Source organism: Formosa sp. F44 (assembly GCF_056238645.1).
The window spans coordinates 437,878-454,315 of record NZ_JBWDLJ010000003.1 but is presented as its reverse complement, the minus strand read 5'-3'; the positions used below and the strand labels follow the sequence as shown (position 1 = coordinate 454,315).

General features: G+C 34.4%; 12 protein-coding genes and 1 riboswitch. Of the genes, 4 read left to right on the top strand and 8 right to left on the bottom strand.

All coding sequences use genetic code 11. The features are described from left to right. Window positions 1-6: 6 nt before the first annotated feature. From cobA to AC0UBM_RS11895, 8 genes are all read right to left on the bottom strand, one after another. Window positions 7-786 carry a uroporphyrinogen-III C-methyltransferase gene (gene cobA / locus AC0UBM_RS11930; protein WP_475688757.1) on the bottom strand — a complete coding sequence of 260 codons (780 nt, stop codon included), beginning with the start codon at window positions 784-786 and terminating at the stop codon, window positions 7-9. Continuing rightward, entirely contained in the window at window positions 773-2,881 is a 2,109-nt protein-coding gene (locus AC0UBM_RS11925; protein WP_475688756.1) for a HEPN domain-containing protein, read from the bottom strand. Before AC0UBM_RS11925 ends, cobA begins: the two co-directional genes overlap by 14 nt. Before the next feature lie 13 nt (window positions 2,882-2,894). Further along, window positions 2,895-3,521, bottom strand: coding sequence for a phosphoadenosine phosphosulfate reductase domain-containing protein (locus AC0UBM_RS11920; RefSeq protein WP_414036713.1), 627 nt, complete (start codon window positions 3,519-3,521; stop codon window positions 2,895-2,897). A 108-nt stretch (window positions 3,522-3,629) separates the two neighbouring features. After that, entirely contained in the window at window positions 3,630-4,037 is a 408-nt protein-coding gene (locus AC0UBM_RS11915) for an RrF2 family transcriptional regulator (protein WP_434036963.1), read from the bottom strand. 26 nt (window positions 4,038-4,063) lie between these two features. Next, a complete protein-coding gene (locus AC0UBM_RS11910) occupies window positions 4,064-5,230 on the bottom strand; it encodes a trans-sulfuration enzyme family protein (RefSeq protein ID WP_475688755.1) in 1,167 nt (388 codons plus the stop codon). Between the two features lie 4 nt (window positions 5,231-5,234). Beyond that, window positions 5,235-8,636 carry a bifunctional aspartate kinase/homoserine dehydrogenase I gene (gene thrA / locus AC0UBM_RS11905; RefSeq protein ID WP_475688754.1) on the bottom strand — a complete coding sequence of 1,134 codons (3,402 nt, stop codon included), beginning with the start codon at window positions 8,634-8,636 and terminating at the stop codon, window positions 5,235-5,237. Between the two features lie 51 nt (window positions 8,637-8,687). Continuing rightward, window positions 8,688-9,971, bottom strand: coding sequence for an O-acetylhomoserine aminocarboxypropyltransferase/cysteine synthase family protein (locus AC0UBM_RS11900; protein ID WP_475688753.1), 1,284 nt, complete (start codon window positions 9,969-9,971; stop codon window positions 8,688-8,690). A gap of 122 nt (window positions 9,972-10,093) precedes the next feature. After that, window positions 10,094-10,217, bottom strand: a riboswitch (SAM riboswitch). A gap of 84 nt (window positions 10,218-10,301) precedes the next feature. After that, window positions 10,302-11,858: a hypothetical protein gene (locus AC0UBM_RS11895; protein ID WP_475688752.1), complete on the bottom strand. Its 1,557-nt coding sequence runs from the start codon at window positions 11,856-11,858 to the stop codon at window positions 10,302-10,304. A gap of 147 nt (window positions 11,859-12,005) precedes the next feature. Here AC0UBM_RS11895 and AC0UBM_RS11890 point away from each other — a divergent pair, with 147 nt between their 5' ends. Genes AC0UBM_RS11890 through leuB form a run of 4 tightly spaced genes read left to right on the top strand, consistent with a single transcriptional unit; the run spans window position 12,006 to window position 16,384 of the window. After that, complete coding sequence (locus tag AC0UBM_RS11890; RefSeq protein WP_414036708.1) at window positions 12,006-13,181, top strand: 2-isopropylmalate synthase; 1,176 nt, start codon at window positions 12,006-12,008, stop codon at window positions 13,179-13,181. Between the two features lie 56 nt (window positions 13,182-13,237). Then, entirely contained in the window at window positions 13,238-14,620 is a 1,383-nt protein-coding gene (gene leuC / locus AC0UBM_RS11885) for a 3-isopropylmalate dehydratase large subunit (RefSeq protein ID WP_475688751.1), read from the top strand. After that, entirely contained in the window at window positions 14,621-15,205 is a 585-nt protein-coding gene (leuD, locus tag AC0UBM_RS11880) for a 3-isopropylmalate dehydratase small subunit (protein ID WP_414036706.1), read from the top strand. A gap of 60 nt (window positions 15,206-15,265) precedes the next feature. Then, complete coding sequence (gene leuB, locus AC0UBM_RS11875; RefSeq protein ID WP_414036705.1) at window positions 15,266-16,384, top strand: 3-isopropylmalate dehydrogenase; 1,119 nt, start codon at window positions 15,266-15,268, stop codon at window positions 16,382-16,384. Window positions 16,385-16,438 lie beyond the last annotated feature (54 nt).

Below are 16,438 nucleotides of genomic sequence, written 5' to 3'. Positions count from 1 at the left end.
TTTTTTTTATAACGCAGATGTTAACTCGCGTAATTCTGTTTTAATTCTATTCAAGTTTGTACGTTCATTAACGACTTCTCCTATTACAATTATAGCAGGAGAACTCAATTTTTGTTGTTCTACAATCTCTTGTATAGAATTAATGGTCCCTATACCTGTTTTTTCATTGGCATACGTTCCATTTTGTATAATAGCTATCGGAAGCTCATGTTTATTTTCACTTTTAAACACTTGCACAATTTCCGTTAATTTACTCATCCCCATCAAAATGACTACGGTTGCAGACGATTTGGCTGCTAATGTAATATCTCCAGAGATTTCGTGATTCTTAGTCGTTCCCGTGATTACCCAGAAACTTTCAGAAATTCCGCGCTTCGTTAAAGGGATTCCTTGATTTGTTGGTACTGCTAAAGCAGAGGACATTCCAGGAACAACATCTACTTCTAGATGATTTAATTTAGCATATTCAATTTCTTCTGCACCTCTTCCAAAAACAAATGGGTCTCCGCCTTTTAGACGAACCACATGCCCAAAACTTTTTGCACGTTGTACAATAAGTTCATTAATTTGTTCTTGTTGATATGCGTAACACCCTTTGCGTTTCCCAACGAAAATAACTTCCTTAGTGGTTGAAGCATATTTTAGTAAGTCAACATTTACAAGCGCGTCGTACAGGATGACATCGGCAGATTCAATTGCTTTTACCGCTTTAATCGATATTAAATCTGGATCTCCTGGACCGGCACCTACTACCGTTAATTTAGGTATGTTGTTAGTTGTTTGCATGGACTAATTCGCGTGATCTAAAAACGTCAATGGTGTTAAAAAAAGCTTTGGTTTGGTTAATATATGTGGTTGCAAATTCTTTATTCGGTTCGTTTTTATTAATCTGGTAAACGAAATCTGAAAAACTATTTTTTGTATCTAAAGTAATTTTATTGGACTCGATAAAGGTATCGTCGAATAAGCTAATAATATTGGCTTGAGAATTGGTTTTAACATCTTCTGAAAGCAATAAAGCCTTGGCTGCGTTTACATTTGCCGTATATGCTAAATAAATCGCATCTGCCCATTGTTCTGTAGATTCGAAAACCTCATCGGCTTTTTCTAATTTCTCTTTAGCTTCTAATAATAACGTAGCGACCAAATCGATTACAACACCTGCACATTCTCCAACACCTACTTCTTGCTTATATTCTTCACTTGTTCCCCAATCGATAAAATCGCTTGGCTCTAAGTTTTCAGTATCTGACAAGGTTACTAAGAAATTATAAAAATATTTCTGTCCCTCACGACGATCGTAATATTCTAAAAATGACTCATCAGGATTTCCATTCGCCTCAAAATCGTCTAAAATTAAACGCAAAGCTTGTGGCCCTCTTTTAGAAGGTAATTTGATTACTTTATCTGAAAAACGTCCTTCTCCGTTTCCTAAAACACCTCCGCCTAACAACACTTGTACTGCAGGAGCAACAAGTTTATCTTTGGTACGAATAGACATTCCTTGAAAGCCAATATGCGCCATATTGTGTTGTCCGCAAGCATTCATACAACCACTAATTTTAATAGTGATATCCTGATTATTGATGTATTGTGGGTATTCAGAATAAAGTACTTTCTCCAACTCATCTGCCATTCCTGTACTACTAGCAATACCTAAATTACACGTATCTGTACCTGGACAAGCCGTGATATCTGTAGTCGCATTATATCCTGCATCTACAAAATCTAAAGCTTTTAATTCTTGGTAGAAAAATGGTAATAGTTCTGCTTTTACGTGACGGATTAAAATGTTTTGTCTTAAAGAAAAACGTAACTCATCGGCCGCATAATTTTTTATTAAGGATGCTAATTTTCTAGCTTTATCTGTATAAAAATCACCTAACTTAATTTTTATTCCTATGGAAAATAACCCCTCTTGTTTCTGAGGAATTACATTTAAGGCTCTCCAACTGTTATATGCATTCTCGTCTTCAATATCAACTTGAGGTACCGCAACATCTGCAATTTTAACAGCATCGTCATTGGCTTCAATATGCACTTCTTGATTAGATAATGCCTTTTGCTCGGCTTCAACTAATTCTAAAAACTTCTCTACGCCATATTCTTTTATTAAGAATTTCATACGTGCTTTCATACGTCTAGCACGTTCACCATGACGGTCGAAAATACGCAATACACTCTCTATTAAAGGAATGATCTTATAGGTAGGTAAGAAGTCATAAATTAAATCTGCACTTCTTGGTTGAGACCCTAAACCTCCTCCTAGCATCACTTTAAATCCGCGCTCACCATCTTTAATTTTTGGAATAAATCCTAAATCATGGATATAACTTAGCGCTGTATCAGCATCGGATGACGAAAAAGACATTTTAAATTTACGTCCCATTTCTTGACAGATTGGGTTACGTAAGAAAAATTGAAATACAGCATGCGCATAAGGTGTTACATCGAAAGGTTCGTTTACATCGATTCCCGCTGTTTCACTGGCTGTCACATTTCTTACTGTATTACCACAAGCTTCACGTAACGTAATATCGTCTTGTTCCAATTGCGACCATAATTCTGGAGTATCGTCTATACTAACGTAATGGATTTGAATATCCTGACGTGTAGTAATATGTAATCGTCCTGTAGAAAAACGATCTGAAACATCTGAGATTCTTAACAACTGATTCGATGTTACTTTACCATAAGGCAATTTAATACGAATCATTTGCACGCCTGCTTGACGTTGCCCGTAAATACCACGAGCTAAACGTAGACTTCTAAAACTCTCATCTGTTAGACTGCCTTCATTGAATAATCGAATTTTTTTCTCTAATTCGATTATATCCTTCTCTACAACTGGGTTTTCTATTTCTGATCTAAAACTTTGCATGATTGTTTCTCATTTATTGAAAGTGAATTCCACACTCTCTATTTTGTAAGGCTTTGGTAGGGTCAAAATAAAATTGGTTTTTCGGAAGATCTTGCTCTACGATATAAGCATCTAAATCTTCATCTGACCAGTAATAAAATGGGCTGACTTTTAAAACACCATCTTTACTCCAGCTTAAAATATCTTTAGACTTTCTATATTCCGTTTGTCTAACACGAATATTTGTAAACCAAAGCTCTGGCTCTTGTTCGGCTAGAGCTCTTCTAAAAGGCTCTAGCTTTACAACTTCTGTAAATTCGGCATGTTTTGGGCTGGTTACGTCCGGGATTCCTATTGTTGTTTCAATTGCCGATTTACTCAACATAGGCTCATATTTTTCAACATTTAAGTTGAATGTATTTATTAATGAACTAGCGTGTTCATAAGTTTCTGGCGTATTAAATAAGGTATCGCACCAGATCACTTTTATATTATTATCTTGTTTAGAAATTGTACTTAACAATACTGCAGAATACACTCCAAAACTTGTGGTAACTATTTTATTTTCAGTTAAAGCTAACGCCCAATCAATTATTTGCTGAGGGGTTTTATCTCTTAATTCTTTATTCCAATACGTAATATCTATAGTACTGTCCAACATAATATCATCTTTTCTTACTTACCTCTATTCCCCTATCGGGTTAGTAGGTTATTTGACAAATGTATATGTTGTTCCCAACATATGCAAACTAATTTTTAAAAAATAATGTTAAACTAAATCGGCTAACGACTTATTATTGAAGATATCAAGTGTTTTATCTCGCACTTCTGCCATTAAAGTATGTACGCCACAAAGGGTTTCATCCGGGCAATCGTCGCATTTTTCGTAGAAATTAAGACTTACGCATGGCACCATAGCAATGGGACCTTCAAGCGTCCTCATTACTAAAGACATTTTAATATCTTGAGGAGCTTTTAGCAGATAATATCCTCCATTTTTCCCTTTTTTAGACCCTAACACTCCTATTTTTCGGAGTGTTAGCAAAATACTTTCTAAAAATTTTTGTGAAATATTCTCACTTTTAGAAATCACACTTATTTGGACAGGCGTATTATTTTCTTGTCGCGCTAAAAATAAAAGGGCTTTTAACCCGTATTTGGTTTTCTTTGAAAGCATGTTGCAAATATACTGCTTTTTAAAATTTAATTTAAAGCTTGATCCAGATCGTTTATAATATCGTCTGTATGCTCTAAACCTACAGAAATACGTACCAATCCGTCTGTTATTCCCGTTTCCATTCTATCTTCTCTACTTAATTTACTATGCGTGGTAGAGGCTGGATGCGTAACAATAGTACGTGTATCTCCAAGATTTGCAGATAGCGACAGTAATTTAATCTTGTTTAAAAATGCACGACCGCCTTCTACACCACCTTTAACTTCGAACGCGATAATATTACCACCAAGTTTCATTTGCTTTTTAGCGATCTCGTATTGCGGATGTGATTTTAAAAACGGATATTTTACTAAAGACACATTTTCATGTCCTTCTAAAAATTCAGCAACTTTTAAAGCATTTTCACAATGTTTATCTACACGAACAGCCAAAGTTTCTAAACTTTTAGATAATACCCAAGCATTAAACGGAGATAATGCAGGACCTGTATTTCTTGAGAATAAATAAATTTCACGAATTAAATCTGCACGACCAACGGCCACTCCTCCTAATACACGCCCTTGACCATCTATTAATTTTGTAGCCGAGTGAATCACAATATCTGCACCAAATTTAATTGGGTTTTGCAAATAAGGCGTAGCGAAACAGTTATCGATAACCAATAAGATATTATGCTTTTTAGCAATTTTACCCAACAACTCTAGATCTATAATATCTACTGCTGGATTAGTTGGACTCTCTGCATATAAAATCTTTGTATTTGGCTGAATTAAGCTTTCAATTTTATCTGTGTCATTTACATTAAAGTATGATGTTTCAATATTCCATTTCGGAAGAAACTTAGTAAACAACGCATGTGTAGATCCGAAAACAGAACTTGCAGACACAATATGATCGCCACTACTTAATAGTCCTGCAAACGTTGAAAACACAGCAGACATACCCGTAGCAAACGCGTAACCACTTTCGGCACCTTCCATTTTACACACCTTGTCTATAAACTCCGAAGTATTCGGATTTGTAAAACGGCTGTAAATATTACGTTCTTTTTCTTCTGTGAATGATGCACGCATATCTTCGGCATCTTCAAAAACAAAACTTGAACTTAAATATAAAGGTGTAGAATGTTCCAAGAACTGAGAACGTTCTGTTTGGGTTCTAATAGCTTCCGTTTCGAAATGGTTATCTTTCATAATACTAATACGTGTTTTTTTCTGTTAATCTTAAAATATCTCCAAATACACCACGGGCGGTAACTGCTGCTCCTGCTCCTGCTCCCTGAATTACTACAGGCTGATCGCCATAAGATTCGGTGTAAATTTCGAAAATTGAATCGGATCCTTTTAAAGATCCTAATGGCGAACTTTCTGGTACCGATACTAATTTCACTTCTAATTTAGCACCTTTTTCATCGGCCAAATCTCCGTGTAAATCGCCTATGTATCGTAATACATGCCCCGGTTTTTGTTCGTCTTTTATGCTTTGATATAAATCGTCCATTTCAGTAAACGATTTTAAGAACGTACTCGCATCAATACTTCTTAGATTTTCAGGAATTAAATTCTGAATATCGACATCGGTTATTTCATTATGTAAATCGAGCTCTCTTGCCAAAATTAACAATTTTCTAGCAACATCGTTCCCACATAAGTCTTCTCTTGGATCAGGCTCTGTAAATCCTTTGTCTACCGCCTCTTGTAACACTTTAGAAAACGGTTCGTTTTTAAGCGAATAATTATTAAACAAGTAGCTTAAAGACCCCGAGAATACACCTCTAATTTTAGTGATATTTTCTCCAGATAAATGCAAGAGTTTAATCGTATCAATCAATGGTAAACCTGCACCTACATTTGTTTCGTAAAGATAGTTTTTCTGATTTTTAGCAAGCACTTGACGTAATTCACTGTAGAATTTAAAATCTATAGTATTCGCTATTTTGTTGGATGAAACAAGGTCGAACCCCTGTTCTACCAAAGGAATATAATTTGAGACAAACGCTGCACTTGCCGTGTTATCTATGGCAATTAAATTTTCTAAATGATGTTTTTTAGTATACTCTACTAAACTCTCGAACGTATAATCTTTTCCTTTTTCTTGAAGTGTATCTCTCCAATTAGAATCGATTCCTTTTTTATTGAAAAGCGCTTTTCTTGAATTCGCAATTGCAAAAATATTCAACTTAATACCTTTACGTTTTTCAATATCGCTAGCTGAAGCAATAATCTGATCTATTAATGTACCTCCAACTAATCCATGACCAAAAATGGCCAAGTTTATTTTTTTAGAAATTCCGAAAATCTCTCCATGAATGACATTTAAGGCTTTATGAAGTTGAGATTTTCTAACCACCAAACTTACATTTTCACCTGTTATTGTATTATTGAAAAGTAACGGAACAATCTGATTTTTTATTAATGCATTAAACGGTTTGTGGAATGTGCTTAAATCTTGTCCTACGATTGAAATTACAGCGACATCATCTATAATACCAATTCTATTTACATCTTGCATATAGAAATCGGTTTCGAATTCACGTTCCAAAGCAATCACTGCTTGCGATGCTTTATTAGCATCGACCACCAATCCTAAACCACGCTCAGAAGATCCTTGCGAAATAATACTCACACTAATATCATTTGCACTTAAGGTTTTAAAAACACGTGCATCGACACCAACCTTTCCTAATAAGCCACGACCCTCTAAATTAATTAAAGCTACATTATCTAAAACCGATAACGATCTAATCCCTTTAGAAGCTGTTTTTGCTGTTATTAAAGTTCCTTGGTCTCCGCTATTAAATGTATTTAAAATACGTAGTGAAATATTTTTCTCTAGTAGCGGAATAATCGTTTTGGCATGTAAAACTGTGGCTCCGAAATTGGCTAATTCGTTTGCTTCTGCGAACGATAATTCTTCAATCTTTTTAGCATCTGGCACTAAATCTGGATTCGCTGTATAAATTCCGTTGACATGGGTGTAATTTTGCAATTCCTCAGCATCTAAGAAATTCGCTAAAAGCGCTGCCGAATAATTACTCCCGTTTCGACCTAAAGTCGTCGTTTTATTATCTTTATTAGAAGCGATAAAACCTGTAATTATATTTACTGTATCTCCGTTGTGTTTCTTAAAATGTTTTAAAACATTTTCTTTAGATACTTTAGTATTGGGTTGTGCATTACCAAAACTATCGTCTGTTTTAATAAGTAATCTAGAGTCTGTAGCATGGGCTTTTACACCACGAGCCTTAAGAAGTTCGGCTACCAATTTAACCGACACTAATTCGCCCTGCGCTAAAACCTCATCTTTAATTTTCTTACTATAATCCCCTAATAACTTTACACCTCCAAAGACTTTGTCTAAAACTGAAAATTCTTCAGAGAAATCTATTCCTGGATAAGGTTCTATTTGATAGGCTTTAAACGCTTCTAAATCTTTTTTATAAGATTCGTCGTTTTTTGCTTTGTCTAAAATAATTTCTAATTGGTCTGTTGAAGAACCTCTAGCCGAAAGCACAACAGCTATTTTTTCGTCGTTCTTAACCTTATTCTCTATTATATTAAGTACCGTTTCTAGTCCTTCTCCGTTAGCGAGAGATCTCCCTCCAAACTTCAAGACTTTTAAACGTTTATTTTTCAACTCCGGTTTAAATATGCCTTCAACAATAGTTTCTAATTGCTCAAATTCAATTAAAAACGCGTCATGTCCATGATCGGAATGAATCTCGTTATACGTTACATTTGGATGTGTAAGCGCTAATTTCTTTTGGGTTTCACGATTTTCTTCAGCCGTAAAAAACAAATCAGAATCTACGCCAACTATCGCAATATTAGACTTGATAACATCCAATACATTTACATCTTCAGATCGTCCTTTAGTCACATCAATGGTACGCAATAATTGATTCATTAATCGATATGCAGAAAGCTGAAAACGTTCCTGCAATTTATTCCCATGATGTAGCAACCAACTCTCGACATTAAAGATTTCTAAATCTTCATTCTTACTTCTATGAAAACGCTCTTTAAACGATTTTGGAGTTCTATAACACAACATCGCATGCATACGTGCGTCATGAACGGGATTACTAGAATTAGTTAAAAACTGCTCTTGAATTTGACAATTAGCAATTAGCCAATCTGTAGACTTCCAGTCGGTTGCAACTAGAATTAAATGCTCTGCCAAAGTTGGGTGCAACACGGCCATTTCCCAAGCAATTCCACCTCCTAGAGAGCCACCAATCATAGCAAAAACAGAATCTATTTTTAATATTTTAAGCCCTTTTAAAAAGATATTTGCCATATCGCGAGCTACAAAATCTTTATAATTTTCTATTACAAATCCATCGTATCCATTCCCTGGAATATTGAAAGAAATAACGGTAAACTTCTTGGTATCTATAATTTTATTATCGCCAATAAGATCGCTCCACCAGCCTCCTTCACCAGCAACATTACTGTTACCCGTTAAGGCGTGATTTACTAAAACAATTGGTGCTTCGTGCAATGGTTGTCCAAATACCTCGTAAGAAAGCGTAATTGGCAACACCACACCACTAATGGTTTTATAAGCATCTAAGGCAATAAATTCTAAATTTTTCATGTCGCAATATATAAAACTAGTAATTAAAAGGGCTTAATTTGAAAGAAACTGTTAAGCGTTCTTAACCGCTTCGAAGGCTTGTTTTAAATCGGATTTTAAATCTTCTAAATCTTCAATTCCCACAGATAAACGTACTAAATCTTTAGTAACTCCCGACGCCGCTTGAGCTGTTTCGTCTAACTGCTGATGCGTTGTACTTGAAGGATGAATAATTAACGATTTGGTATCTCCTATATTCGCTAAAAGCGAGAATATTTGAGTTTTATCTGCAATTATTTTTGCTGCCGTGAATCCACCTTTATGTCCGAAAGTAACCATTCCACTTTGTCCTTTAGGAAGGTATTTATCGGCTAGAGTTTTATAAGCACTACTTTCTAAACCTGGATAATTTACCCAAGCAATTTCGTCTTGAGCTTCCAACCATTGTGCTAATGCCAATGCGTTTTCACTATGTTTTTTAATACGCAACTCTAAAGTCTCTAAACCTTGTATAATTTGAAATGCGTTAAACGGACTTAAAGCACTACCATAATCACGTAAGCCTTCTATTCTAACTTTAGCAATAAACGCGGCTTCTTTTAAAACCTCGCTATATACTAAACCATGGTAACCTGCAGATGGCTCTGTAAATTCAGGAAATTTTCCGTTTGCCCAATTAAACGTTCCAGCATCTACAATTACACCTCCTAGACTTGTTCCGTTTCCATTAATGTATTTTGTAAGAGAATGAATAACAAGATTTGCACCGTATTGAATTGGATTTAATAAGGCCGGAGAGGCTACCGTATTATCCACAATTAAAGGAATATCGTTTGCTTTAGACACTTTAGAAATTGCTTCGATATCTAATACATCTAATTTCGGATTCCCTAATGATTCGATAAAAACAGCACGTGTATTATCTTGAACTGCTGCTTGAAAATTTTCAGCATCCGAAGGATCTACAAAAGTGGTTGTAATACCGTGTCTTGGTAATGTAACAGCCAATAAATTATATGTTCCACCATATAAACTACTAGATGCCACAATATGATCTCCAGCTTTTAATAATGTTAATAAAGCTGTAGAAATCGCCGCAGTTCCAGAAGCGGTAACGACCGCGGCTAATCCACCTTCAATCGCCGCTAAACGTTGTTCTAAAATATCGTTTGTAGGATTGTTTAATCGTGTGTAAATGTAACCTGGTTCGGCTAAAGCAAATAAGTTTGCTGCGTGATCTGAATCGTTAAAAACATAAGACGACGTTTGGTAAATTGGCACTGCTCGTGTTCCTCCATTTTTGGTAACATCGTGACCTGCGTGTAATGCTTTTGTTGCGAATTTTTGAGTACTCATTTTTCTTTCTTTTTGAGTTAATAAATTAAAACTAAAAGTCAAATGCACCCTTTTACAAGGCGTACTTAATAGAAAAATGTTAAAAAGAAATAAATACAAATTACCATGAAAGTAATTTCGTTTAGTTATCTATCCAAATCGCCGATAAATGAATCGGTTTTTAAGTAGAATTTAGCACCTTCTTTATAAGTTAAAGGGTTGCTAAGGTTTCAACGGGTCTAATCCCTCCACCTTTCTTGATAACATTTCAATACGTTATTGAACTTTGTGAGTACAAATATTCAGTTAGAAAAGTTGATTTTCCAAATTATTTAGAACATTTTTATAAAATTATCTTTTAGCACCACTATTTTTAGCTAAATATTTATCTTTTATAATTTGGCCTACAGGTCTGTTTTCAATTTTACTTTCTAACCACGAAATAATATCTAAATATAAAAACGCACGTTTTTCAAACGGATGGTCTTCATAGGTTTTTAAGGTATCTCTTAATTTTATAAATGCCTTTTTAATGTCTTGAGGGTAAACATCTTGAAGCCCCTTTATAAACTTTATCATTTCTTTTTGCACCTCGTGCAAATCGTTCATCTTGATTAAAAATTTGTACGTGCTTTTAAGTAATGCATCGATATGATAATCTAAGCCCGCCTCGTAATGTGCCACCAAATTTAACACTCTTGAAAAGCATAATAAATCTTCGCGCATCGATAAACTTTTATTCGAAATAATTTTATCTAAGTAAGCGATACATTTTTTATTATCTCCAGCACCGAAATATAGACTTGCAAATTTATAGTAGAAAATCATGGCGTGATGCTCGTCTATTCGATTAGAATATTTCTTTAATCCCAATTCAATTTTAGGGATTAATTCCAAACCATCTTCAAAAGAGCCGTCAATAAAATGCAAATTCACTTTATGAATATTTAAATATAAAAAGGCTAAAGCTTCAACATTTTCATCTTTTAAGAAGGTTTTCTCATTCACGGTTTTTTCTAAACGCAATAAGGCATCTTCAAATTTATTTCTACTTCTGATAAAAAATAAAGCTTCCAAGAGATAATTTTTTCCTTTTAAGAAAAATACAGGATTTAAATTAATCATTGTGGGATTCTCGTAAAACAAATCCACCCATTTCGAAGCATATTTATAACAGTTTTTAAAATCCTGAGTCAAAAAGCTATACCACAAGTAAGCATTATATAACCATAATTTTTCCCGAAACCCTAGATCTTTAATGTCGTATTTTGGTAATCTTTTATAGAAATAAGTAGCAACCAATTCCCCTTCCTGTTTATTTCTTACAGAACCTGTTTTTAAATAAAGTCCGTATAACTGAAGTGATAAATTAGATAATTTACTAGCCACCACATTTAAAGCACTAAGTTCTTTAGCCTGCACCGTAAGCTCGTCTGCACGACCTCCTATACTTCGCGTAATATACTGTGATTCAATAAGTTTTTCAAACTCAACAATCTCAAAAGCTAGATTTTTTTCTTCATTCTGAATCGCTAATTCTTTCGATTTATCAAGAATTTTTAAACTCTGTTTGTATAATCCCTTATGATATAAAATGGACGCAAAATCCAATTGCTCACGAATTTGAGATCTAATATTTTGATGTGATGGGTTTAATTTTAAACTAATTAAAATCTGTTTGTACAAGTGCGCTTTAACGTTGGCCAATTGTTGTTTTTTTACATCTCCATTTTTTAAAATAAAATCTTCATCGTACACAGATAATTTATCGAGGATGTTAAATAAGTTCAAAAACTTAGAATCGTTATTTACACCCAACCTTCCTACATAAAGTTTAAACTGTCGTTTTTCAGACTTGGTTAATGACTTTACAAGTAAAAATAAATTATCTTTTTGGTCTTTTATCATCAAATAATAAGTATTATAATGCGCTGATTTACAGTTACATAAACACATTTAAACACGTTTAAACGTCGTAAAAGCACAATTATGAAGTATTGTTTAACAAAAGTATAATATAAATTCGTAGAACAATAAGAAATTAAACTTAGATATATGTCACATTCTAACATTCAAATATTTGACACAACGTTACGCGATGGCGAACAAGTCCCAGGTTGCAAGTTAAACAAAGAGCAAAAATTAATAATTGCTGAAAGACTTGACCTTCTAGGAGTTGACGTTATTGAAGCGGGTTTTCCTGTGTCAAGTCCTGGAGATTTTGCTTCGGTTGAAGCCATTTCAAAAATCGTAAAGAATGCAACAGTTTGTGGTCTAACACGATCTGTAGAAAATGATATTAAAGTTGCAGGTGAAGCATTGCGTTATGCAAAAAAAGCTAGAATCCATACCGGAATTGGAACTTCTGATTCTCACATAAAATTTAAATTTAATTCTAATCGCGATGCCATTATCGAACGTGCTGTAAGAGCCGTGCGTTACGCAAAAACATTTACTGAAGATGTAGAGTTTTATGCCGAAGATGCAGGACGAACAGATAACGATTATTTAGCTAGAGTTTGCGAAGCTGTAATTGCAGCAGGAGCAACTGTTTTAAATATTCCTGATACTACTGGATATTGCTTACCTAACGAATATGGTGCTAAAATTAAGTACTTAATGGAAAACGTTAAAGGTATAGAGAAAGCCATTTTATCTTGCCACTGCCATAACGATTTAGGTTTGGCCACTGCCAACTCTATTGAAGGTGTAATTAATGGTGCAAGACAAATAGAATGTACTATTAATGGTATTGGTGAACGCGCAGGAAATACGGCTTTAGAAGAAGTAGTTATGATTTTAAAACAGCACCCTACTTTAAATTTAGACACAAACATTAACACCTCTTTATTATATAGTACGAGCCAGATGGTATCGGAACATATGGGAATTTATACGCAACCTAACAAAGCTATTGTTGGAGCTAATGCATTTGCCCACAGTTCTGGAATACACCAGGATGGTGTGATTAAAAACCGAGAAACTTACGAAATTATAGACCCTAAAGATGTTGGCGTTACAGAATCTGCTATTGTGTTAACAGCAAGAAGTGGTAGAGCGGCATTGGCTTATAGAGCTAAAAAAGTAGGCTACGAATTAACTAAATTACAGTTAGATGTAGTGTACGCTAATTTCTTAGATTTTGCAGATATCAAAAAAGAAGTAGACGATTCTGATATTCATCAAATCATTGAAACAAGTACTATATATAATCAAATTATTTCGGCTTAAAATATTAGGCTAAAAGTCTATTTTTATCTTTGTATAAAATAGCATAAACTTAAAAAATGAAAAAGACATTATTCGATAAAGTTTGGGATGCACATGTGGTAGACGCTATAGAAAACGGACCACAAATATTGTACATAGACAAACATTTAATACATGAAGTGACAAGCCCACAAGCTTTTAATGAGTTAAAAGACAGAGATATTCCTGTATTTAGACCCAACCAAATTGTGGCCACAGCAGATCACAACACACCAACAACGAATCAACATTTACCAATACAAGATAAATTATCTAGACATCAGCTTGAGCAGCTGTCAAAAAACTGTACCGAAAACGGAATCACACTTTTTGAATTAGGTCACAAATACAATGGAATAGTGCATGTAATGTCGCCCGAATTAGGTATCACACAACCTGGGATGACAATCGTATGTGGAGATAGTCATACCTCTACACATGGTGCATTTGGAACAATTGCTTTTGGAATCGGTACGAGTCAGGTTGCTCAGGTTTTTGCTAGTCAATGTCTACTTTTAACCAAACCAAAAAGTTTACGCGTTTCTGTAAATGGAAAATTAAAAAAAGGCGTACTTCCTAAAGATGTTATTTTATACATTATTGCTAAATTAGGAACAAACGCAGGTACAGGATATTTCTGTGAATACGCAGGAGATGTTTTTGAAAATATGAGTATGGAAGGCCGTATGACGGTTTGTAATATGAGTATTGAAATGGGCGCTCGTGGAGGTATGATTGCTCCTGACCAGACAACTTTCGACTATGTTGAAGGTCGTGAATTTGCACCTAAAGGTAAAGATTTTGAAGATAAAGTAGCATATTGGAAAACATTACCTACAGACGAAGGCGCTGTCTTCGATAAAGAATATGTCTTCGATGCCGAAGATATCGCACCTATGGTAACATACGGAACAAACCCGGGTATGGGGATAAAAGTTACAGAAAACATCCCTACACTTGACGATGCTTCTTTTGAAAAATCATTGAAATATATGGATTTCAAAAAAGGCGAATCTCTTATAAACAAACCAATTAATTTTGTCTTTATTGGTAGTTGTACCAACTCTAGAATTGAAGATTTTAGAGTAGCTGCCGAGTACATAAAAGGCAAACAAAAAGCACCTAACGTTACAGCCTGGCTAGTTCCAGGTAGTAAATTGGTGGAAACTCAAATTATTGAAGAAGGCTTAAAAGACATTTTTACAGATGCAGGTTTCGAACTTCGTCAGCCTGGCTGCTCTGCCTGTTTAGCCATGAACGATGACAAAATTCCGCAAAATGAATATTGCGTCTCTACATCAAACAGAAATTTTGAAGGTAGACAAGGTCAAGGTTCAAGAACAATTTTAGCAAGTCCTTTAGTCGCTGCTGCGACTGCCGTAGAAGGAAAAATTATTGACATTACAAAACAATTAAACTAAATGGAAAAGTTTACAACATTTCAGTCTAGAGCCATTCCATTAGACATAGAAAATATAGATACCGACCAAATAATTCCTGCACGTTTCTTAAAAGCAACAGATAGAGAAGGATTTGGAGACAATTTATTTAGAGATTGGAGATTTAATAAAAATGGAGATTTAAACGAAGACTTCCCTTTAAACAACACCACCTACATGGGAAGCATCCTTGTGGCTGGCGATAATTTTGGTTGTGGTTCTAGTCGTGAACATGCAGCTTGGGCTATAGCCGATTACGGATTTAAAGTGGTAGTATCGAGTTTCTTTGCCGATATTTTTAAGGGAAATGCACTTAACAATGGTATTCTTCCTGTACAAGTAACTCCTCCTTTTTTAAAGGAATTATTTAATCATATAACAACAGACCCAGAAACAATAATTAGTGTAAATTTAGAAACGCAAATCATTTCTATAAAAGACACAGATTTAAAGGAGTCTTTCGATATTGATCCTTATAAAAAAACCTGTCTGATTAATGGTTACGACGACATTGATTATTTATTAAGTAAAAAAGAAGATATTTTAGCCTTCGAAAATAAGGCATAACTATTAACTTGTAACCATTATCAGTTAGTTGGCCTAATAGCAAACTAAAAAATAATTCTTATGAAACTAAACATAGCAGTATTAGCAGGAGACGGAATTGGACCAGAAGTCACTGCACAATCTATAAAAGTCCTAAAAGCCATTGCATTAGAATTCGATCATTCTTTTAGTTTTAATTATGCTCCTGTTGGTGCAATAGCTATCGATGAAACAGGAAACCCTTTACCTGAAGCAACTCTAGAGCAGTGTAAAAATAGTCATGCCATATTATTTGGTGCTATTGGAGATCCTAAATACGATAACGATCCTTCTGCCAAAGTACGCCCAGAACAAGGTTTACTTGCTTTAAGAAAATCTTTAGGGTTATATGCAAATATTAGACCTGTTAAAGCTTACGATACACTTTTAAGTAAATCGCCTTTAAAAAAGGATATTATTAAAGGTACAGATATTAGTATTTATCGTGAACTTACTGGTGGTATTTACTTCGGAAAAAAAGAAATAAGTGCAGATGGAGATACAGCTTCAGATTTATGCGAATATTCTCGTGTAGAAATTGAACGTGTTGCACATTTAGCATTTAAAGCCGCTCAGTCACGCAGAAAAAAATTAACGTTAATAGATAAAGCAAACGTATTAGAAACGTCTCGTTTATGGCGTAAAGTGGTAAAAGAGGTTGCTACAAGCTACAAGGATATAGAATTAGATTTCTTATTTGTAGATAACGCTGCAATGCAAATGATTTTAAATCCGAAACAATTTGATGTGATCTTAACAGAAAACATGTTTGGAGATATTATTAGTGATGAAGCTAGTGTAATTGGCGGATCTATTGGCTTATTAGCTTCAGCGTCTGTTGGAGATAAATATGCTATGTTCGAACCTATTCACGGGTCTTATCCACAAGCGACAAATAAAGGTATTGCAAATCCTATTGCTTCTATTTTATCCGCAGCCATGTTATTAGATCATTTCGATTTAAACGATGAAGCGGATTTAATTAGAACTGCAGTCGATAAATCGTTAGCACTTCATATTACAACACCAGATTTAAACACGAAATACGATAATATAACAACCTCTAAAGTAGGTGATTTTATTGCTGATTTTATTAGTAATCCTAAAGATTCAAATCATAATTTTTCTAATATTCACTTAGGACAATCTACCATAATATAATTACAGTATTTTATATAAAGTAAAAGCGTCTTAGTTTATAAACTAAGACGCTTT

Coding starts and splice junctions, on each gene's coding strand:
- cobA (WP_475688757.1), bottom strand. CDS start 786: ATGCAAACAACTAACAACATACCTAAATTAACGGTAGTAGGTGCCGGT.
- AC0UBM_RS11925 (WP_475688756.1), bottom strand. CDS start 2,881: ATGCAAAGTTTTAGATCAGAAATAGAAAACCCAGTTGTAGAGAAGGAT.
- AC0UBM_RS11920 (WP_414036713.1), bottom strand. CDS start 3,521: ATGTTGGACAGTACTATAGATATTACGTATTGGAATAAAGAATTAAGA.
- AC0UBM_RS11915 (WP_434036963.1), bottom strand. CDS start 4,037: ATGCTTTCAAAGAAAACCAAATACGGGTTAAAAGCCCTTTTATTTTTA.
- AC0UBM_RS11910 (WP_475688755.1), bottom strand. CDS start 5,230: ATGAAAGATAACCATTTCGAAACGGAAGCTATTAGAACCCAAACAGAA.
- thrA (WP_475688754.1), bottom strand. CDS start 8,636: ATGAAAAATTTAGAATTTATTGCCTTAGATGCTTATAAAACCATTAGT.
- AC0UBM_RS11900 (WP_475688753.1), bottom strand. CDS start 9,971: ATGAGTACTCAAAAATTCGCAACAAAAGCATTACACGCAGGTCACGAT.
- AC0UBM_RS11895 (WP_475688752.1), bottom strand. CDS start 11,858: ATGATAAAAGACCAAAAAGATAATTTATTTTTACTTGTAAAGTCATTA.
- AC0UBM_RS11890 (WP_414036708.1), top strand. CDS start 12,006: ATGTCACATTCTAACATTCAAATATTTGACACAACGTTACGCGATGGC.
- leuC (WP_475688751.1), top strand. CDS start 13,238: ATGAAAAAGACATTATTCGATAAAGTTTGGGATGCACATGTGGTAGAC.
- leuD (WP_414036706.1), top strand. CDS start 14,621: ATGGAAAAGTTTACAACATTTCAGTCTAGAGCCATTCCATTAGACATA.
- leuB (WP_414036705.1), top strand. CDS start 15,266: ATGAAACTAAACATAGCAGTATTAGCAGGAGACGGAATTGGACCAGAA.